Source organism: Helicobacter macacae MIT 99-5501 (assembly GCF_000507845.1).
Classification (GTDB): domain Bacteria; phylum Campylobacterota; class Campylobacteria; order Campylobacterales; family Helicobacteraceae; genus Helicobacter_B; species Helicobacter_B macacae.
Genome location: NZ_KI669454.1, coordinates 281681 through 302201, shown reverse-complemented (window position 1 = coordinate 302201; position 20521 = coordinate 281681). Strand labels below are relative to the sequence as shown.

16 protein-coding genes and 1 pseudogene are annotated in these 20521 nt (G+C 40.2%); 9 read left to right on the top strand and 8 right to left on the bottom strand.

Going from position 1 to position 20521, the window contains the following annotated elements:
* Positions 1-48: 48 nt before the first annotated feature.
* From HMPREF2086_RS01315 to pflB, 4 genes are all read right to left on the bottom strand, one after another.
* Positions 49-801 (bottom strand): phage Gp37/Gp68 family protein, encoded by a 753-nt coding sequence (locus tag HMPREF2086_RS01315; RefSeq protein ID WP_023926919.1) that lies wholly within the window; start codon positions 799-801, stop codon positions 49-51.
* 102 nt (positions 802-903) lie between these two features.
* Positions 904-2004, bottom strand: coding sequence for a hypothetical protein (locus HMPREF2086_RS01310; RefSeq protein WP_023926918.1), 1101 nt, complete (start codon positions 2002-2004; stop codon positions 904-906).
* Positions 2005-2020: 16 nt separating this feature from the next.
* Positions 2021-3082: a DNA adenine methylase gene (locus HMPREF2086_RS01305; RefSeq protein WP_023926917.1), complete on the bottom strand. Its 1062-nt coding sequence runs from the start codon at positions 3080-3082 to the stop codon at positions 2021-2023.
* 241 nt (positions 3083-3323) lie between these two features.
* Positions 3324-5567, bottom strand: coding sequence for a formate C-acetyltransferase (gene pflB, locus HMPREF2086_RS01300; protein WP_023926916.1), 2244 nt, complete (start codon positions 5565-5567; stop codon positions 3324-3326).
* Positions 5568-5824: 257 nt separating this feature from the next.
* Here pflB and HMPREF2086_RS01295 point away from each other — a divergent pair, with 257 nt between their 5' ends.
* Complete coding sequence (locus HMPREF2086_RS01295) at positions 5825-6610, top strand: LysE family translocator (protein ID WP_023926915.1); 786 nt, start codon at positions 5825-5827, stop codon at positions 6608-6610.
* Here the strand turns inward: HMPREF2086_RS01295 and HMPREF2086_RS01290 are convergent.
* Positions 6600-7259, bottom strand: a complete 660-nt coding sequence (locus HMPREF2086_RS01290) for a hypothetical protein (protein ID WP_023926914.1) — start codon at positions 7257-7259, stop codon at positions 6600-6602. The two genes, HMPREF2086_RS01295 and HMPREF2086_RS01290, sit on opposite strands and share 11 nt — an antisense overlap.
* Before the next feature lie 283 nt (positions 7260-7542).
* Here HMPREF2086_RS01290 and HMPREF2086_RS01285 point away from each other — a divergent pair, with 283 nt between their 5' ends.
* The 8 genes and pseudogenes from HMPREF2086_RS01285 (at position 7543) to HMPREF2086_RS01250 (ending at position 16084) form a co-directional block, all read left to right on the top strand.
* Positions 7543-8223, top strand: coding sequence for a phosphatase PAP2 family protein (locus HMPREF2086_RS01285; protein WP_023926913.1), 681 nt, complete (start codon positions 7543-7545; stop codon positions 8221-8223).
* Between the two features lie 133 nt (positions 8224-8356).
* Positions 8357-10420 (top strand): annotated as a pseudogene (locus tag HMPREF2086_RS01280) (M3 family oligoendopeptidase); the annotation flags it as partial.
* A 211-nt stretch (positions 10421-10631) separates the two neighbouring features.
* Positions 10632-11168, top strand: a complete 537-nt coding sequence (locus tag HMPREF2086_RS10545) for a hypothetical protein (RefSeq protein WP_023926911.1) — start codon at positions 10632-10634, stop codon at positions 11166-11168.
* 49 nt (positions 11169-11217) lie between these two features.
* Positions 11218-12435, top strand: a complete 1218-nt coding sequence (locus HMPREF2086_RS01270; RefSeq protein WP_023926910.1) for a glycosyltransferase family 9 protein — start codon at positions 11218-11220, stop codon at positions 12433-12435.
* A gap of 182 nt (positions 12436-12617) precedes the next feature.
* Positions 12618-14306, top strand: a complete 1689-nt coding sequence (locus HMPREF2086_RS01265; RefSeq protein ID WP_023926909.1) for a DUF5644 domain-containing protein — start codon at positions 12618-12620, stop codon at positions 14304-14306.
* A gap of 154 nt (positions 14307-14460) precedes the next feature.
* Positions 14461-14778: a hypothetical protein gene (locus HMPREF2086_RS01260; protein ID WP_023926908.1), complete on the top strand. Its 318-nt coding sequence runs from the start codon at positions 14461-14463 to the stop codon at positions 14776-14778.
* Positions 14779-14954: 176 nt separating this feature from the next.
* Positions 14955-15803 (top strand): tellurite resistance TerB family protein, encoded by an 849-nt coding sequence (locus HMPREF2086_RS01255; protein WP_023926907.1) that lies wholly within the window; start codon positions 14955-14957, stop codon positions 15801-15803.
* A gap of 38 nt (positions 15804-15841) precedes the next feature.
* Positions 15842-16084 carry a hypothetical protein gene (locus tag HMPREF2086_RS01250; protein WP_034560229.1) on the top strand — a complete coding sequence of 81 codons (243 nt, stop codon included), beginning with the start codon at positions 15842-15844 and terminating at the stop codon, positions 16082-16084.
* A gap of 59 nt (positions 16085-16143) precedes the next feature.
* Here the strand turns inward: HMPREF2086_RS01250 and HMPREF2086_RS10540 are convergent, their stop codons facing one another.
* The 3 genes from HMPREF2086_RS10540 to HMPREF2086_RS10535 all read right to left on the bottom strand — a co-directional run bounded on the left by HMPREF2086_RS10540 (position 16144) and on the right by HMPREF2086_RS10535 (position 20473).
* The gene (locus HMPREF2086_RS10540; RefSeq protein ID WP_023926906.1) at positions 16144-17394 is read right to left on the bottom strand and encodes a ChaN family lipoprotein; all 1251 of its coding nucleotides are present in this window, start codon (positions 17392-17394) and stop codon (positions 16144-16146) included.
* Between the two features lie 126 nt (positions 17395-17520).
* Complete coding sequence (locus HMPREF2086_RS01240) at positions 17521-18786, bottom strand: ABC transporter permease (protein ID WP_023926905.1); 1266 nt, start codon at positions 18784-18786, stop codon at positions 17521-17523.
* On the bottom strand, positions 18779-20473 hold the full coding sequence (locus HMPREF2086_RS10535) for an ABC transporter permease (protein WP_023926904.1): 1695 nt from the start codon (positions 20471-20473) through the stop codon (positions 18779-18781). Before HMPREF2086_RS10535 ends, HMPREF2086_RS01240 begins: the two co-directional genes overlap by 8 nt.
* Positions 20474-20521: the final 48 nt, after the last annotated feature.

Here is a 20521-nt window from a genome sequence, read left to right as displayed (position 1 = left end):
CTTAGAATTTTTTGCGCATATATTTTTGGCAATAAACGCCAAATTTGCTTAAAAAAGGCTTGGGATTTTTTGCACGATTTTTGGATAGGCTTGATAGATTTTGCCACCTAGCAGTGCGCCATTTTCTTTTTTGCTTCGCTTCACTCCATCACTCCCCCACGCACCCCACTGCTTGAAGAAAAACGCGACATTTTGCGCTTCGCACTGCCTTTTGATATTTAGCACCCACTCCTCTTTCATAGCCCTTGCATTAGCCCCGCTCTCACCCCCTGCGATAACCCAATCAATACCGCGCAAATCAATCTCGCCCAAATCGCTTATGAGCGGTTCGCAAGAGAGCCACTTCACGCTTGCGCTCAAATCGCGTATCAAATCTATGCGCGGTTTTACATTGCTAGATTCTACCGTAGTGCCTAGCCAGACATTTGACGGAATCTCACGCTTAGAAAAATACTCTTTCATCGTGTGCGGACGCTTGGTTAGGATTTGGTATTGGTGGTGTGGAGTGTCGGCTATCACTTGCATTATACGCTCCAAAAAGCCAAAATCCATTTTTTGATGAAACAAATCACTCATCGAATTTACAAAATACAGCGTGGGCTTTTTGTTGCGCTTGGGCTCATCTAGCCTTTGAGGGAGCATTTTAAATGCAAAGCCATCTTTATAGTCGGGATTGCCAATAGCTTGCAAACGCTTTGCCATAGCTTGGGCATAGCAGTTTTTGCAGCCACTGCTTACTTTGTCGCAGCCTATGGTGGGATTCCAGCTTGCTTGTGTCCATTCGATTTTCGTGGGTTTCATTTAAAATTTAAACCTTTTTATTGCCTAATACCTCATTGATAAATTTAACTTAATGCTTTGTGCGCCCTATTTATTTTAGTCCAACAATTCTTATAAATCCCTCTACTTAATCACAAAAATAATGTCAGCTAGCGTTTTGTATTGCTTTTGATTAAATTCAAACTCAACAATATTGTTCAAAAATTTTGTCCTATCAAAACTATCCAAATAATCTAAAATCTTTGGTTTAATTAACTTAAAATTTCTTTTTAGTTTCCACGCCTGTGTAAAATCATCTAAATCAATCAACACGATAAAAATCCTATTTTCCGAGCCAAACCTCATCTCGCCTTGATTTTCATAAAGCCACTTGATTAGCGTGTGTTTATTTGCCATTGTTGCTTGTATGATTTCTGTGTTTTGCCTTTTTAGTTCATCAAACTTTGAAATCACCAAGTCATCATTAGAGTCAAAAATTTGTTGCGTGATTTGATATTTAATAATATCCTCTTTGCATTCTTTATCAAAAGCAAAAGAATGTATTTTTGCAATATTTTTTAGCAAAGTGAGTTCATTTTGCAATCCTCTCATCTTTCTTTGTGTTTTCAAAAACTCCTTTGGAAAATAAGTGATTTTTAAATCAATAGGAATATTTTGAATGAAAAAATCCACACTTTTTATTTTGCCAACTGCTGATATTACCTTAGGGTGGGACTTAAAAATATGCTCGGTAAGTATTGTTGTCCAATTATTATACCAACTACTTAGTGTGTAGTTTTTTACATTTTGTGCTATATCATTATCAAGTTTGCACAAAATATCATCATATTTGCAAATCTCTTTTACAAAGGAAACGATTTGTTTATCTAGCGAATTATTAGAATCTCCGCCCCAAGCAAAATAATCCATTTTATAAAGCTCTGATTCTATAAACCCGAAATCTTTTTCTAATGCCTTAATTTCATCTTTGCTATATTGTGATAACACAAAATCTATTTGCTGTTGTGTTATTTTGTCGCTTAAGACAAGATTATAAATTTCTTTGAATTTTTGCGCTTGAGTTTTTGAAGTCAGTTTAAATTCTAATCTTTGCTGCATAAAATCCAAAATCTCATTTCTAATCAAAGATTTGATTTTAAGCCACAAAACACCGCTTTCACAAAGATTGAATTGATACAAATCTTGTGAAGCAAAAATCTTACTCCACTCCTCGTAATCTTTCATTTTTGCATTCCTTAATTTAGCTCTTTGGACTACAAACAAGTAATATTTCCTTACTACCCTTTACACTACCCTTTCCACCTACGCTATTTTGATATGACTTTTCTTTAATCTCTACATTCTTATATTTTCCTGCCAACTCTTTCATCATATCAATACTTGGGAAACTTCTATCATTGTAGCTAATAATCCAATATGGTATTTGCAAAGCAGTGTCAAATAATTTTTCAAATGAGGGCAATATATCCGCTTTTGTGTCAAAACCACTATATTTTTTGGGTGAATAACGCTTAGTGCCATTGATAAATTCTTTGTCTTTCCAATATTGCGTATATGTCTCAAGCAGATGATAAAAGGCTTGATAATCAGCGTGGCTTCCACAATAAGGCGGGTCAAAATAAATTAAATCTACCTTATCTTTTATCAAATCCACAAACTCAATCGCATCTAAATTGTGGCTTTTGTTGTCCTGCAAATTATCAAAAATACTATTATTGTATGGTTGTATGAGATTTAAAAATATATCTTTTATTGGGCGGATAAGGTTTGGATTTCGCTTGATTCTATCCTCATTCTTTGCATAATTTAGCGCACTTGTATGAGCAAAATGTCCCATTGTTACCTTTCGCGTTATGCTTCGGTTGATAATGCTAAAGGCTAATGGTTGCTTTTCTTTGGAGAGTGATTCTATGTTGCTCCTAAAAGAATCTAAAAACGCTGATTCCTCCTCTTTGAAAAAAACATCTGTAAATAGTTCTCTCATCAAATTAAAATCATTTGGGTTTTGATTTTCTCTTAGTAATATCTCTATGTCATCACTACTAAGTTTAAAACGCTTATTTTCTACCAGCGATTGGCCTATTTTATGGCTAAAAGATAAAAAATCATTGGTATAAACCTGATAGCCATTTTGCTTAAAAAAATAAGCTACCGATTGAGAGCCAGCAAAGGCATCTGCTACACTTTTGATATGAGTAGGCAAACATTCTCTAATAAAATCCAAATGCTTATATTTAGAGCCAAGATACTGCGGTTGTGGAAAGGCAAAGTGATAAAAATCGCCAAATAAACTAGCAGACATTAGGATTCCTAATTGTTATATTTTGCGCAATTATAGCAATATTATCATCTTATTGTGTGCGTTTTTGGATATAGATTACCTACCATATTACCCCTTACACCAAGTCTTGCTAAATCTTGCCAAGATACAAAGTTTTTTCAAAACACTTTCAGAATCTAGATTCCGAAACTACTTCTTTTCGCGACTATTTTTTTGCAATTAAGGGGGCGACTAAAAGGGCGACTAAACCCCCCAAATCCCCCTACATTTTCTCGTGGAATGTCCTTGAGATGACATCAAGCTGCTGCTCTTTTGTAAGCTTTATGAAATTCACCGCATACCCACTCACGCGGATTGTGAGCTGCGGATATTTTTCAGGGTGCTCCATCGCGTCTTTTAGCATTTCTTTTTGCAGCACATTGACATTGAGATGATAGCCCTCATCGGCGAAATACCCATCCATTAGGGATACGAGATTTTGCTCTTGTGTCGCCCTCTCGCTTCCTAGCGCACTAGGGATTATGGAGAATGTATTTGAAATCCCATCTTTTGAGTATTTAAAAGGCAGTTTTGCTACCGAGCAAAAGCTCGCCACACACCCGCTTGTATCGCGCCCGTGCATAGGATTTGCACCCGGGGCAAATGGCTCTCCAGCTTTTCGCCCATCAGGTGTAGAGCCTGTTTTCTTGCCATACACGACATTTGAGGTAATCGTTAGCACACTCATCGTAGGTGTAGATTCTCGATAGGTGGGGTGCAAGGCGAGCTTTTGGCTAAAGCCCTTTACCAAATCCACCGCGATAGTATCCACCCTATCATCATCGTTGCCATACTTTGGATACTCGCCCTCTATCTCAAAATCCACCGCCAAGCCCGCTTCATTCCTCACAGGCTTTACGCGTGCGTATTTTATCGCACTTAGCGAGTCTGCTATCACGCTAAGCCCCGCGATTCCTCCTGCCATAGTGCGCACGACTTCCTCATTATGCAGTGCCATTTCGATTCGCTCATAGCAGTATTTATCGTGCATATAGTGAATGACATTAAGCGTGTTGATATAGAGCCGTGCAAGCCAATCAAGCACAATATCAAGCCGCGCTTTCACCTCATCATAGTCCAAATACTCGCTTGTGATAGGTGCTATCATCGGTGCTACTTGCATTCCTAGCTTCTCATCTTTGCCACCATTTATCGCATAGAGTATTGCCTTTGCGAGATTACACCGCGCACCAAAAAACTGCATTTGCTTGCCGATTTTCATAGGGCTTACACAGCAAGCGATTGCATAATCATCGCCAAATTCTTTTAGCATTATTTCATCGCTTTCATACTGAATCGATGAAGTATCGATACTAACCCTAGCGCAAAATTCCTTAAAATTCTTTGGCAAGCGCGTATTCCAAAGCACCGTCATATTTGGCTCGGGCGCAGGTCCTAGATTATAAAGCGTGTGGAGGAAGCGATAGCTCATTTTGGTTACCAAATGTCGCCCATCCATACACATTCCCCCGATACACTCCGTAACCCAAGTGGGGTCCCCGCTGAAAAGCTCATCATACTCTGGCGTGCGCAAAAATCTTACCATTCTTAGCTTCATCACAAAATGGTCTATCATCTCTTGGATTTGGTTCTCATCGTATTTGCCTAGCTTCAAATCGCGCTCGGCAAAAATATCCAAAAATGTGGAGATTCTCCCTATGCTCATCGCCGCACCATTTTGCTCCTTTATCGCGGCAAGGTAGCCAAAGTAAAGCCACTGAATCGCCTCTTTTATGTCTTTGGCAGGCGCAGAAATATCAAACCCATAGCTTTGTGCCATTTGCTTTAGCTCATTTAGTGCTTTTATTTGCTCGCTTATCTCCTCGCGCAAGCGGATTACCTCCTCATTCATCACATCGGGTGTGAGCTTTTTCTTTGCTTTGAGTTTCTCCTCTATGAGCCTATCTACGCCATAGAGTGCCACTCTGCGATAATCGCCTATGATTCTCCCGCGCCCATAGGCATCTGGAAGTCCTGTGATGATTCCTACCTTGCGTGCTAAGAGCATCTCATCACTATACGCGTCAAACACGCCGTCATTGTGCGTCTTGCGATATTTAAAGACATTTGCTACCTGCGCGTCCTCTTGCTTATCATAAGCCTTAAGCGAGTTTAGCACCATTCGATACCCACCAAAAGGCATTATCGCGCGCTTTAGAGGCTCATCAGTTTGCAATCCCACGATGACTTCCAAGTCTTTGTCTATGTAGCCTGCCTTGTGCGAAGTAATCGTAGAGATAATGTCCGTGCTGACATCATACACGCCCTTGCGCTCTCTCTCGAGCTTCATAAGCCCACACACTAGCTCCCAAAGCTGCTTTGTCGCGCTTGTCGGGGCGCAAAGGAAGCTATCATCGCCATCATAAGGTGTGTAATTTTTTACGATAAAATCACGCACATTGATTTCATCTTGCCATAGTCCTTCTTCAAATTCTCCAAGAATTTGGATTCCTCGTATTTCACTCATCGCTACTCTCCTTTCGCACTTTTTCGCGCTTAGATTGTGCCTCTTTGCTTTTTTGTCGCAAAATCTTGCATAAACAATGCAAAATCTTTTGCATAGGTTTATTATACACTTTCGCTCTTTTAAAAAACCTTATTTGCAGATAAAATGCACGATTTTTAGACATTTTTTTACAAAATTGCACACTTTTTGGCAGGTTTTAAGATTTTTTATAGAATTGCCAAAATTCTAAACAAAAAGATTTAGCACAATTTTTTGTGATGATTAGTTTTGCATTTTTGCTTATAATGCCAAGCAAAAATACACCAATACACTTCAAAGTGCTTGCCACAAAAATCCTAGAATCTAAAGGTAACAAAATGTCAGCTGCTATGATAATGCTTTTTGCTGTTGGCTTCATCGGCGCGATAACGCCCGGACCAGATATGCTACTTGTAGCTAGAAATACAATACTCTTTGGTGCGAAACGCGCCCTAATCGTGCTAGGCGGAATCGCATTTGGGTGGATTTTTTATCTAGGTATCATCTACTTTGGGCTTACACACCTACTATCAAATGCCTACTCTCAAATCGCACTAGGAGTGCTAGGAGGCTTGTATCTAGGCTATATTGCTATCAATATTTTGCGCACTCGCTATGATGAAAATCGTGATGAGTCTAGCGCGGATTCTGCTTTGGCGACATTTAGCACAAAGACAAATGACAATGCGACAAAATCTAGCCTAGATTCCAAACAAACAGATTCTAAGCCTGATACATTTTTGCGAGGACTTGTGGTAAATCTCTCAAACCCAAAAGCGATTTTATTTTTTGGCGTGGTGGTTACGCAATTTATCGGGAAAGATTTAGCCCTTAGCATTGCTGTGCTTTTTACCTCGCTTGTAAGTGCGTTTGTCTGCGTAGTAGTGGTATCTAGCTACTTTAGAAAGCACATTACCTACAAGGTGTTTTTCTACATAGATAGGCTAAGCGCGGTGTTGTTTTTGGGATTTGCCTTATCGCTTTTTTATCACGCCTTTTGCGTATATGCCAATATCACACACTAAAATACACTGCCAAGATTGTAGCCACAAGCCCAACTCCAAGCACACCAAAGCTCACAAGCCTATCTTTTTTGCAAAACGAAGTCATAATAAGCCCAGAGAGATAAAAAAGTAGTAGCGATACGCCAAACCCCATAGCCAAAAAGTCAAAAAAATGAAACTTAAACTCCCCTACCTCAAACTTACTTCCATTTGACTTGTGCATAAGCAAAAGCACGCCATAGAGATTTCGCTTAGTTACTTGCAGTATGATTTCTCCATTGCGCTCCTTTATGATACTCGCGCCATAGTAGACATTGCCCATACTTGGATTCCCGCGAAACATCTTTATGTCCGTATCTTTTGGGATTTCTAGGCTATTTTCCTCTAGGAGTTTTAGGATTAGCTCTTTTTCGCTACCCCTTTTTGGCATAGATTCTAGTGGGATTTTTACTATCTGTGCGCCAGAGTTTTGACGAATATCATAGATATATCCTACACCCGTTATCGCATAGATAAGTGCGAGAGGGAGAAAAAACAAACTCAAATAAGTGTGTAGCTTTATCCAAAATTTTTTGGGGATTTTGGGGGATTTTGTTTTTTTTGTCAGCCTTCTTAGTCGTATAAATCGCCTTAGAAAACGCACATTTACGATTTTTAGGGTTCTTTTCACTATTGCTCCTTTTTGCGATATGCTTGGATTATGCAAGATAGCTTGTGGGGTTTAAAAGCGGGTATTATAAAACGAACTTGTGAAATAAGTGTGAATTGCAAGACTATTTTTATGTCAAAAATTTTTATCTAAGATTTTTTATAAAGCATTTTAGAGTTTTCGCTACAATTATGGCTTTTTGAGATTTTACCCCCGACTTTACCACTCCCAAAACCACACCAAAAATGAGGGGGACAAAATATCAAAAAAAGCAAAGTAAAAAATGGCAAATACAAGGCAGGCAATGACAACCTCGACAACCAAAATAACGCCCCCACTACCAAGCAAGCGCAAAATCATACAAACTCTCAAAGCTAAAAAATACATTCTAAGCGCAAATCCCACCGAACTTCCCTTGATACTCCTCATACTTCTCATACTTTGCCTACCGCTAAATCTCAAAGCCAAAAGCGACTTTGAGCGACTAGGAGATGTGCTGACGCTAGCCCCTGTGGGCGTGCTAATCGTAAGTGTTGGGATAAAAGACTACGAGGGCGCATTGCAGCTTACCGCTGGCTCTCTGCTTACTCAAGGAATCATCGAAGTAGTCAAAAGAAGTTTTGAGCTAGCTCACAAAAACGGACACAGCATAGCCTTTGCCAAACGCCCTTGCTGTGATGACTACAAAGGAATGCCAAGCGGACACGCAGGAGGAGCATTTAGCGCGGCTGGATTTGTTTTTTATCGCTATGGGTGGAAGCCTGCACTGCCACTTATCGGGCTTGGGATTTTGACAGACGCTTCGCGCGTATATGCTCATAAGCACTCTATTTGGCAAGTGCTTGTAGGAAGTGCGATAGGCTGGGGAGTTGCGTGGGGGCTTACTACCCGATACAAACCGCGCAAACTCCTAATCACGCCCGAAATCAGCACAGATATAGCAGGCAAAGGAGTGTATGGCTTGCAAGTGGCTTACACTTGGTAGTTTGATAGCTTTTTCTTTTGGCTAGTGATTTTGGGGCTAGTGAAAAACTCTCATTTCTTAAGTAAGTATTTGCTAGCTATTTGCTACAATAGCAGTTTTAGATTTTGACTTTTGCAATCAAAGGCTTACACTTATGAGCACACCACACAACCCCCCTACCAAATCAAAAACACGCAAAGATTCTACAAAAAAGACTTCTGCAAAGATTTCTACGCAAAATCTCTCCACACAAAAAGCACAAAAAACAAAAAAAGTAAAATCCACAAAGACTTCTGCAAAACCCACCCTAGCTTCCAAAACCTCTGCGAACAAAAGCTCTACAAAACAGACAAAACAAACAAGGCAAACCTACACTATCCCCAAGCTCCCCAAGTCCAAAAACCTCCCAAAATCCACGCTAAATCTACACAAAGACATTAAGCACAAATGGAATCTATCCGCGCTTTTTGCTAGCAAAGATGAGCTAGCTCCTTTTAGTAAGCAAACAAAAAGGCTTGCCCTAGATTTTGAGGCAACATACAAAGGTAAGCTAAGCGAGCTTTCCCCGCAGGATTTTGGTGATGTGATTGCTAGATATGAGGGGCTTATCGAGCGTATTGAGCGGGTGCTGACATTTGCGTTTTTGGTATTTGCAGAGGATACGACTAAGGGGGATTTTTATGCCAAGTATGAGCTAGAATCTAGCGAAATATACGAACATCTTGTGTTTTTTGAGCTAGAGTTTTGCGATATAGATTCTGCCAAAATCACAAAATTTATCGCTCAATGCGAAAAATACGCTTTCTACTTACAAAATCTCCTAGTCAAAAAATCTCACAAACTAGACCTAAGTGCAGAAAAAGCCCTCATAGCCACTTCAAGCGTGGGAGTTAGCGCATTTGGCAGGCTTTTTGATGAGCATCTAGCGAGCCTAAAAATCGGCGCAGACAAAAAAGGCGAGGAAGAAGTCCTATCCCTACTCCACAGCCCCAAGCGTAAGATAAGGCAACAAGCCCAAGAGGATTTTACAAAAAGCCTGCAAGAATCCACGCCACTTCTTAGCTATATCCTAAATATGGTGCGCAAAGATTTGAGCATACAAACGCGACTAAGAAGCTACCCAAACAAAGAAAGTTTCCGCCATATCAGCAACCAAATCAGCCAAAAAAGCGTGGATTCGATGATGAAATGCGTAAATGCAAACTTCCACCTTGTCCACAGCTACTACGCGCTAAAGGGAAGCATACTTGGGATAAATCTAAAAGATTTTGATAGATACGCACCTATATTTGCAGAATCTAGCCCAAGCAAAACCACAAAGGACACTCAAGTAAAATCTCAAAAAGAATCCACCAAAATATCCTACGCCCAAGCCCTAAACCAAGTGATTTTAAGCTATGAGAAGTTTTCTCCTAGCTTTGCCAAAATCACGCGCAGGGCAATAAAAGAAGGCTGGGTTAGCTCCCACCCCACGCCAAACAAACGAGGTGGGGCATTTAGCCACGGAGCCACGCCAAAAGCCCACCCCTTTGTGCTACTAAATTGGACGGGAAATAGACGAGATGCCTTTACCATAGCACACGAGTTTGGGCATATGATTCACCAAGAGCTAAGCAAAAATGTCGGCACGCTAAACCACGACACGCCACTTACCACCGCAGAGACGGCTTCTGTATTTGGCGAAATGCTGTTTTTTGACTACCTAAAAAGAGAGCTAAAAAACAAAAACGCCCAAAAAGAGCTACTACAAATCTATGCAGGCAAGCTAGAAGATATTTTCTCCACCCTATTTCGTCAAGTCGTGATGACAAACTTTGAGAGGGCTATCCACGCCAAAGAGGGCGAGCTAAAGGCGCAGGATTTTGACAAAATCTGGCAAGATGAAAACGAAAAAATGTTTGGCAAAAGCCTAAAACTTACCCAAAACTACGCAAGGTGGTGGAGCTATATCCCCCACTTTATCCACTCGCCATTTTATTGCTACGCTTACTCCTATGGACAGCTATTGGTGCTTGCACTATTTGGGCTATACAAAAGTGGCAAATGCGATGATTTCGTCTCAATCTACACCGACTTTTTATCAGCAGGCGGGAGCAAATCCCCAAGCGAGCTAGTAGGTGCATTTGGCTTTGATATAGAATCTAGCGCGTTTTGGAATATCGGCATAAACGAAGTGCAAAAACTGCTTTGGGAGTTTTGCACCCTCTGCAAAGAGCAAGGCATAAAAATCCCCAAAAACGCGCAATACTCCCTCGTAAATATCCGCAAAAAATCCACCAAAACCATAAATCCAAAAAATAGCTCCCTAAGCACAAAGCCAAAATCCACTAAAAAAGCCTCAAAAAATCCTACCAACAAAACCAAAAAGCCCAAAAAGCTACCCACCAAATCAAAATCTAGCGCAAAGCAAAATTGATTAAAGGCTAAAAATGAATTCTTCTGCAGAATTTGACGGAATCTACAACGCCTTTTGTGCCAATATCATTGAGTTTTTCAAGCAAAAAAGGCAGTTTTTTTCTATCGTGTGCGACATAGAGCGCGTAAGCTTTGAGCCACCTTTGAGTGAGGAAATCCTAAAGGGATTTGGCTCGGGCGTGAAGTTTGCTATCGCTTATGATACATTTGAGAGCTTAGAGATTTTCAATGACGGGTTGCACCCATTTAATAATGGTGGATATGTGCATTTCGCAGCGGGGTTTGGTAGCGATAATGTCGTAAGCAAAGTAACCGTAGAGATTCGCGGAATCTACCAAATCAGCACAAACAACACTCAAGATATGGAAATCGTAGCGTTTATGAGGCTTGATTCTAAGCAGATTTTTACAAAAGAAAGACTAAAGGGCGAAGAGCAGCTAGAAGACATAAAAGACCTAAACAACGATGAGTTAGACTCGCTAAAAGCTATCATCTCTAGCGATGAAAATAGAGAACTCCTAAAAAGCCTAAAATCCGCACTAAAAAAATAAACTCCCCCAAACAACTACAAAGCAACTAAAACTCTCTAAAAGGCTATCTATGAGAGAAATAAAGGACATAAAAGTAGGGCTTATCACTTGTGGAAATGGAGTGGGCGATACTATCATTTCCATAAAGGCACTCTATATCGCCAAAACACTCTATGGGGCGAAATGCGTGCTATTTGGCGAAAAAATAGCACGCACTCTTTGTGCAGGCTTAGACTTCATCGATGAAGTAGTAGTGCTACCATACAATAGGCAAGGATTTATCCTAAATCAATACCAAGCCCAAATCCTAGCCCAAAACAAAGAACTAACCGCAGCAAAACTCTGCGCAAAAAAGCCCAAAATCCTATCCAAACCCCCACGCGAAAATAGCGCAAAAATCGATAAAAAAGCAAACAAAATCGCCACCCAAAATCTCATAAACACCTTTGATAGCCACCACCTAGACTACCTCATAGTATCCTCCCCTCGCTCTATCAATATCGCCCTAGCCAAATCCACAAATGCCAAAAAAATCTTGTGTGCAACCAAACTAACGAGCCTTTTTTCGCCCAAATGCAAAACCCTGCCCATCTATGCCAAAAAAGATACTTACAAAAGAGTGTCCTTTGAAGAGATTTTGTGCCTTTTTGTGCGAATGATAAACCCCAAAATCTATGATGAGAATATCTCTAGCTTAGATTTTGCCCCTACCGCGCTTGCCACCACCCAAGCGCACAAATCCCGCATAGCAGAATTTCTACATAAACAAAAGCTAGGCAAACACCTCATACTACTAAATCCATTTAGCGTTAGTGGATTATATAGCCTTAGCAAAAATGCCTTTTTAGACATAGCAGAGCGCATAGAGGCAAAATTTAGCGATTGCACCTGCATAATCGCTACTTACCCAAAAGTGCATAGTGAGTTTGTGCACCTTTGCGATAAATACCCAAAAAAGCTAAAAAACCTACTCATATTCCCAAATGATGATGATATATTTAACCTCATAGAATTATGCAAGCGCGTATCTTGTGTGATAACACCTAGCACAGGAGTAGCCCATATCGCAGCAAATGTAGGGACTCCTACCGTAGCTCTCTATGGAAAGCCAGACATAAATAGGTGGATTCTAGGAGGGGGGGGGGGAGTAGCACACAGCTACACAAAAGCTCGATATGTGCTTTTGGAGCAAAATATATCATATCTAATAGCACACCCTAGCGAAGAAGCGCACTACATTGATAAAGTAGTAGAATCACTAAAAGAAGTGCTACAAAGTGAATCTTAAAAAATCTTTGTAGAAATATCACAGCGACAAATCCTATAAAATCCAAAATAAATTAGAGTAGCTCATAGCAAACAAGTCGTTAGGATTTTTTGGTAAAATATCGCTTTGCAAAATCTCGCAAAATACAAGCGCGACACAAATCCACAGCAAATCCACACAATCCATAGCAAAGGAACAATACTATGACTAAAATAGGCTTTTTACACTTAGAAATTTTTTGCTTTGACCCTAGGGCAGACTATGAGTTTTACTTCAAAAAACACAAGATTTCTTATACGCACGCTAAGCCTAGTGGTGAGCAAATCAGCACAAGCCAAACTTTGGGCGAAATCTTAGAAAGTATCTCTAGCACACTAGATATATGCGTGGATACAAGTGTAGGGCTAAAAATCAATGGCATAGCCCTACTAGGCGATAATATAAGCGATGAGCTAAGCTACAAAGCAAGCAAAGAACATAAAGAGATTTTAAGCAAAGAAACTTCAAGTAAAGAAACTTTGGACGCGCTTTTGGAGAGATTTGGCAATGAGTGGCGCATAGAGCCACTAAGCACACTCTATGTCAAAAAAGACTTGACTCTAGATTTGCAGGCTATGCACTCCAAGTATGAGGAGTTTTTTGACAAACATCATTTCATAACGCAAGATGAAAGAAAATCCCTAAGCAAATATCTCCCGCTAAATCTCATCAGCACGCGAGATGATGACTACTTAGGAGATGGATTTTTCCTCTTTGTTAAGTGGCTTGCACAAAAGCATAGCGAGCATTTAGATGATTTGCTAGAATCTATAAGCGATACCAAAAATGGTGTCCTCTCATACTCAAGTATCCAAAACCTGCTTTATAAGCCAAATCCACAAATCGATAGGGATATAGAGTGGCTTATAAACGCACTTCTAGCACAAAGAAAAGAAATCAGCCAAACCCTAGTCAAAAACTCCAAAAAAGATTTTGATGATACTAGCAATTTGGCAAAATCTAACGCTTCTACAAATACTATGGATTCCACAAAGGGCACGACTTACATACTATTTGACGGCTATGAAAGCAGTAGTGGCAAAGAATCTAGCGAGCTTATCACTTCGTGCCAAAAACTATGTGAGAAGCTAGAAATCCCGCTTGCTAACAAAAGCGCACAAGCAAATATATCCTTTGCCTATAATGGCGGGCATTTCACTCGCATAACTGATTTTGACTTTTTTATCAAATGCACTTTAGAAAACATTTTGCAAGCTAATGCGCGTGGCTATACACTTTTGTTTGGCGACTATGCGAGCTTTTGTGAAGCAAGGCTAGCACTACAAATGCTAGCAGTAAAATCCAAAAATGAGATAAAAGATTTTATGGCAAATACAAAAGAAAAAATACATTCTATGAAAGAGCCTATCGCTTATATCGGGGATTTGCTAAAGGAGCGTTTACACACCTTTGCACATAGTGATGAGAGTAGTGCACTTAGCGTAGTGTCTTTTATCTCAAACACAACTTCCGCGCTAGAATCTACCCTAAATGAAACTAGCTACATAGAGCGCATACAAGGCGTTTTTGACGCACTAAATCAAGGCTCAAAAAAGATTGTCCTAAAATCTTTCATTGCACAGGACTTTTCTCATTTAGCACACCTAAATGAACAATGCTATTTAGAAGAATCTGCTAAAATTCGCTTCGCAGGAATTGATGAGGGTGCAGATTTGTTGCTTGTAGATAGCATCGAGCAATTCCGCGCCTTTGATACGCAAGCCAAGAGCAGTGCCAAAGCCTACGGACGCGATATAGATAGCACCAAAGCGGTATTTTTGCCAAGCCTTGTCTTACTTGTGCTAGAAGAGATTTTAGGTGCGGAGTCAAAGCAAAAATCAAAAGCAGTGTAGCCAAATCATAAGCGTAGCGTAGTATAGTGCGTGGTGGCATAGTGTAGCAGTGCGACATAGTTTGGCATAGCACGCAGGGATTGTATTTTGGCATAAAGAATGCTTTATTTGTTGATATGCTTACAAAATATTTTGCGCAAAAAGGAATCGCCAAATGAAGCTTTTTTTGAAAATATTGCTTGCCTCGCTAATCGCTATGTGTTGGAATTGGATAGCACCAAATTCTAGCGATGTAACAATCACGCTTTTTATCTTTGTCCTAGCGGTGCTTATGATGAATCCTGTGAAATTCCAATCCCCTGAAAAACGCGAAGAATATATCCAAAAACTGCGAGAGAAAAAGGAGCAAAAGCTCGCCATAGCACGCAAACAGCAAGAAGAAAAAGCAAGACTACGCAATGAAAAGTTTGAGCGCGAGGAGCGAGAGAAAAAAGAACTTCAAGCAAAAGTCAAAAGCAATAGAGGATTTTAGATAGACTTTTAGCCTGCTTTGAGAGTGCTTTTAGCCCAATCTCTAAGCTAGTCTAAATAAAAGGATTTTGCGCTACATTTGCATAGAGATAGATTTCGCACAGATTTCGCGCATTTGCATAAACCAAAAATAATCAGCACAAAAACCAACAACAAGCCAATAATAAGGAGTAGTAAATGACGAGTTTTATCCTACTTGTGATAGCTGGAGTGGTAGTGTATTATCTCTACACCACTTTTGAAGAATACCTAAAAAACCCGCTTCCCTCCCCGCAAAAGCCACAAGAAAAACAAGATTATTCCCCAAAAGACAATCCATACTCCCTCCCCACTCCCCAAGATAAGCTAAAAAACTCCTACGCAGGCGCAAGCGTAGCAATGCTAAATATCCTACTCCAAGCAGGCATAAGCCAAAAAAATCCTAGCCTTTTGCAAGTCATCCTACTTGATAACTTCATAAAAAATCTACACCTCCAAGAATCCCAAGAAACCCTCCTAAAACAAATGCTAAATGGCATAGATTTTAGCCAAATCATCTCCAAAAAAAGCACCACTCAAAGCCCTGCTACTAGCACAGATTCTAAAGATAGCGATACTCCCATTTCTAACTTAGCACAAATATTTTTAGACAACACCTATGGCGAATACAAAAAACGACTGCATTTTGTGGGGTTTGCCCTCACTCTTGCGTGGAGCGATAGGGTGCTAGAAGAGAAAGAAAGAGAGGTTATTTTGGATATTGCAGCATTTTTGCAGCTAGAAAATGACGAATTTAACGAGCTATATGACAGCTTTGAAAATAGATTTGGCGAAGTGGCTAGCGAGGCAGATAAAGCAGACACAAACCTAGTAGAGCAATACAAAAAAGAGCTAGAAGCAAAGCAAGAGCAATCTAGCTTGCAAGAAGCCTATCAATCCCTTATCCAAAAGCTCTGCTCAAAATCCCAAGCAGCAAGCGAACCACAAGCCGAGCTTTTAGCTAAACTCTTAGCACTAGAAAGTGCGTATAACGCCAAAAATGCTTAAGCCCACAAAATCTAATAAGCCCTAAAATCTCTGCAAAAGTGCTAGCAAGTTATCAAAGTAGGGCAAAAAATAGTGATAAAAACCAAAAATTATCACAAATCAAAAGCCATAAATCTACCAAAATCCACTCACAAACCCCACTCCAAAACCACTTAAACCCCCTCACTAAAACCTACAAAACCCAAGAAACCACTTCGCCCACAAAATCTATAAAATACACCAAACCTAATGCAAGCAAATCCCCGCAAACCACACTCACCCAAAAAACAAAAACGACTTAAACCTGCGCAATGCCTAAGCCACATAGCTTACGCAACTCCACTCAAACACCCACCAAAATCTACCTAAAAAGCAAAATATAATCATATTGACTTAAAATCTGCGCTCCATACTTTTTGAAGTATCGTTTAGAAGTTAGATATTTTGCCTTTAGCATTCCCACGCTTAGTGTCTTTGGTGTTTTATCTATATTTGCCACTTCCTTTGGACTTATAGCGTTTTTATCTAGGGTATTCTCTTCTTTCGCGCTTGAGGTAAGAAAATCCTCTATATGAAGCGGAATCCCAAAAGTCTTTGTGATATGATAATTCCCCGCTAGCAATAATGCAAAATCGTGCGACTTAAGCAGCATATCAGCCATACGCCTATCCTTATACTGCTGTACTTGCGTTAGCCTCTCTAGCAGTGTTGCGTCATTTGTCTTGTGAGATTTTGAGATGATTTTGCTTATGCGCTCTTTTACCTCCGCGCTTGTAGAGACATTGCCCGCTATGGGCTCTGCACCCTTATAAATCGTGCTGATTTCTTGGCGTGAGAGATTCCCCGCGATAATGTCAAAATTTGGCGCGTAAAAGGCGTATTCTACAATGTCCCTATACTGCTGATAGTCCCACTTCCCCCAGCCTAGCGCGGTTTTTAGATTTTCTTTTTGTATTTGTTTTTTGCCCTTGCTTGCCTCATCTATGTGGCTTTGTGCCTCGCTACCTAGCATTTCTAGCACAAGTGCAAATCTCTTGCACTCCCCCGCTTGCCAAGCAAAATACGCATCCAAAGCCTGCATAATCAGCAGTTGGGCTTTGTGGTGGGATTTTTCATCGTGCTTTTCACCTAGCAGGAGGATATTTGTATCCGTGATTTGAAATATAAAATCCGCAAATGACAGATTTTGCGTTTGATTTTGGTTTGCTAGATTGATTGGCGTTTTAGTGTCTTGCTTAGCACTAGATATGATAGAAACGCGCAAGTTTTCAAAAAGCCGTTGGACTTCTTGGAATCTATCTTGCGCGATTTTTTGGAGATTTTGCGTTTGATTTGATAGCACTTCATTGCTTGGTTGTGCGTCTTTTTGCGCTTGCTCTTTTGTGTGCTCTTGCTCTTTTATTTGCTTTTTTGGGACTTGATTTTCACCACTCTCACAGATACTAGATAGCTCTGCACTCCCGCTAGCCAAAGCCTTTGCTTGCAAACTTCCCTGCAAACTCATCTGCAAATCCGCACGCAAATATGGCAGACAAGGCAAACACGCCAAAACCCACACAGCACAAAAAAATGACTTAAACGCCTGATTTGATATTTTCTTAAGATTTTGCATTGCTATCACCTTTCATTACCATTCCATAATTATAAGAACTTTTTGCGTATTATGCCTATTTTTTGTAATGATATTTTCCCAAAAACTGCCTAAACTCATCTACATAATTTTGGCTAGCCTATTGGCTTATACACGCTCTCTTTTGCGATATGATAGCACAAGCCACGCTAGCAAAAAGCAAAATCCACCGATGATAAAAAACGCAAAAAAATGCCCCATAACGCTAGCAAACTCCGCACCCATTTGATTTAGGCTAATAAGCCCGCGAATCCCGTGAAAAGCTGGAATCAAATACGATAACTCACGCAAAAATACAGGCAAAAGCTCGCTAGGCCATATAAACCCCATAATAAACACCAAAGGCATCGATGATACAAAAATCACTTGCGTGGGGATACTCTCATCACTAAAAAAACTCCCCAAAGCCACACCGCACGCCACACAGCACGCCATAAATGGCAAGCTAAAACACCAAAAATCACTAGCGCGTGCGTGGATATGTATGCCAAGCGTAGGAAAAAGCACGCCAAAATAAAGCAAAAACAACACACTATAAATGCCAACAAATGCCAAAATCCTACCAAAAATAAGTTTCCAAATAGGCACAACCTCGAAATACCCCTCATAGTCCCCACCAAAATCCACGCTAGATTTTAGCCCGACATTTCCACCAATATTTTCGCTGATATTCTCCGCGCTTTGCCCCCTCATTTTGTCTTTGCTTTGCAATTTCTCTTTCTGCCATTTTTCTTTTCGCACTCTGTTTTGATACGCACTTAGGATTCCACTCCCTGCGATAGAAGTCTGATGTAGTATAAACACAAGCACCGCTGCAAGCGCGTAGTTTGCATAGCCTAGATTTGTATTATATAGCGGGATAGATTCTAGGGTAATGATTTCACTAGAGCGCAAGGAGGGTTCTTTTTCCTTGCGTAGCTCATCGCTTAGAGCATTTATAGCATTATGCACGCCCTCGACTATCGCACCATATATGAGGAAATACGAGGCATTTCCCATATATGACACCACAGAGCCCACGCCCTTTTTGGCATTTGCTTCAAAGCCCTTAGGGATAAGCATAACCCCATCAGCTTCAAAGGCTTCAATTAGGCTTTGCGCCTTTGAGATAGAATCCACCTCTTTAAGCAGGGCGATTTGTGGTGTGCTAGAAGCAAGAAAAATAAGCCTCCTGCTTAAATCGCTTTTGTCCTCATCGATGATGACTAATCTCTGCTTGGTAACGATGTCATTTAGATATGGCATAGGATATAGTAGCCCATACACAAGAGAGCCGATAAAAACCACCATTACGACAAGTTTGTTGCTAAGTATGGCTTTGTATTCACATAGCAAAATCTGCAAAAATGATAGATTTGTGCTTGCTTTATTCATATTTTTGTCCTGCTTTTTTTGCTACACTTGCCACTAGATTTTTAGGCAAAATCTCCCAATCATTCCTTAGCGCATAAATCCCCGCTCCAAGCGCAAAAAATAGCAAAAACCAAAGCATTCCCCCCAAAATCTCAAACCCCAAATCCGCTCCACCACCATAGTTTGCTTGCTGTATAAAAAGCTCCATAAAATGTGAGATAGGCAAAAATTTGCTCCAAAAAAGTGCTAGCACATTCATCGCACTTTGCGGATAAGTAACGCCCGCAAACGCAAGCGATGGCGCGGTATAAATCGCCACAAAGCCCACCGCCTTTTTAAAATCACTTAGCACTGATTGGATAAACACCACCACACCATTTACACCAAGCACAAGTAGCACACTCCCGCACACTAGCAGTCCCAAATCCCCTCGATTTTCAAAGCCTAGCTTTTTTAGTAGCACGATTTCGCACAACGCCCAAAACACAAACACAAGCGAATTGAAAACATAGCGTATAAAAAGGCTTTTTAGGCTACTTGGTGTGTGTCGTAGTAGATGAAGCATACCTAGTGCGCTTAGGATTTGTAGCATACAGGGCAGAAGCAAAGTCAGCATAAACTGCGAGTAGTTGTTGCTAGAATTATACAGCGGAATGATTTGAGAAAATATCGGCATAGAACTTGCAATGGCAAGGTTTAGATTTTTTGCTTTGATTAGATTTTTGCCACTCCATTGCTTTGCATTTAGCGTGCCTACCACTCCCTCCAATGCCCCACTTATAGCCTTTCCTATAAGCACAAATTGAGCGTTAAAATACAGCACTATTTGCACGCCATTGCCCTGCTTTATGTCCCTCTCATAGTTGCTTGGAATCACCACAAGTGCGTAGATTTGGCTAGTAGCTAAATCCTCTTTTGCTTCTTTTATGCCCTCATAAGATTTTGCGATTTTCACCGCCGCACTAGAATCTATCATAAACAACGTTTCTTTGCTCTCCACGCTTTTGTCAAAATCTACCACACCTATGGGCAAATCTCTAGGCAAGCTAGCCATAAACACCGCATATATAAACCACCCAATAAGCAATGGTAACACAACATAAATCAAAAATAGCACCTTATGAGTGCTCAAACATCGCAATGCTTCTTTGATAGCAAATTTCCTAAAAAACCTCGCTTTGCGAATCGCAGGATTTTGCACGCGACTTTGGTAAGTGCCAATATTTTGTGCGCTTTGCGCTCTTTGCGTGCTTTTGGCGATTTGCACACTTTGGGTAGATTTTCTTTCTTCTAGTGATTTTTGTAAGCTACCCAAAAGTCCTATCTTGCTAGAAATCATTGCAGTGATTTTTAGGGCTTTTATCTTTACCAATTGCGCAAAATTTGCCACAAAATCTACAATGTTTTTTGCAAAATCAATATTGAAACTTGAAAGTTTAGATTTTGCTAGATTTGATTTTGAGTGTGCAAAATCCAAAATCACATTTTTTGTAGTTTTTAGATTTTGCCAAAGTTGCGCTATAAACTGCATTATGCGGTTTTTTAGCAACTCTATTTGTGGTTTTTTGGTGTTTTGTAAAATTTTTAGCGTGATATTTTTTAGATTTTGGGAGAATTTTGCAGATATATTTGCAGAAGTATTTTTTGCCTCGCTCCACACACGCAAGCAGGTATCAAAAAACTTCTTTAGCCATTTCTCTAGCTTCATTTCTACGCCCCTTTTTATCGCTTTTAGCTATTTTTAGATTTTGCCAAA

Bases quoted from the DNA above. Each gene is read 5' to 3' on its own strand.
- HMPREF2086_RS01315 (WP_023926919.1), bottom strand. From the start codon at position 801: ATGAAACCCACGAAAATCGAATGGACACAAGCAAGCTGGAATCCCACC.
- HMPREF2086_RS01310 (WP_023926918.1), bottom strand. From the start codon at position 2,004: ATGAAAGATTACGAGGAGTGGAGTAAGATTTTTGCTTCACAAGATTTG.
- HMPREF2086_RS01305 (WP_023926917.1), bottom strand. From the start codon at position 3,082: ATGTCTGCTAGTTTATTTGGCGATTTTTATCACTTTGCCTTTCCACAA.
- pflB (WP_023926916.1), bottom strand. From the start codon at position 5,567: ATGAGTGAAATACGAGGAATCCAAATTCTTGGAGAATTTGAAGAAGGA.
- HMPREF2086_RS01295 (WP_023926915.1), top strand. From the start codon at position 5,825: ATGATTAGTTTTGCATTTTTGCTTATAATGCCAAGCAAAAATACACCA.
- HMPREF2086_RS01285 (WP_023926913.1), top strand. From the start codon at position 7,543: ATGACAACCTCGACAACCAAAATAACGCCCCCACTACCAAGCAAGCGC.
- HMPREF2086_RS10545 (WP_023926911.1), top strand. From the start codon at position 10,632: ATGAATTCTTCTGCAGAATTTGACGGAATCTACAACGCCTTTTGTGCC.
- HMPREF2086_RS01270 (WP_023926910.1), top strand. From the start codon at position 11,218: ATGAGAGAAATAAAGGACATAAAAGTAGGGCTTATCACTTGTGGAAAT.
- HMPREF2086_RS01265 (WP_023926909.1), top strand. From the start codon at position 12,618: ATGACTAAAATAGGCTTTTTACACTTAGAAATTTTTTGCTTTGACCCT.
- HMPREF2086_RS01260 (WP_023926908.1), top strand. From the start codon at position 14,461: ATGAAGCTTTTTTTGAAAATATTGCTTGCCTCGCTAATCGCTATGTGT.
- HMPREF2086_RS01255 (WP_023926907.1), top strand. From the start codon at position 14,955: ATGACGAGTTTTATCCTACTTGTGATAGCTGGAGTGGTAGTGTATTAT.
- HMPREF2086_RS10540 (WP_023926906.1), bottom strand. From the start codon at position 17,394: ATGCAAAATCTTAAGAAAATATCAAATCAGGCGTTTAAGTCATTTTTT.
- HMPREF2086_RS01240 (WP_023926905.1), bottom strand. From the start codon at position 18,786: ATGAATAAAGCAAGCACAAATCTATCATTTTTGCAGATTTTGCTATGT.
- HMPREF2086_RS10535 (WP_023926904.1), bottom strand. From the start codon at position 20,473: ATGAAGCTAGAGAAATGGCTAAAGAAGTTTTTTGATACCTGCTTGCGT.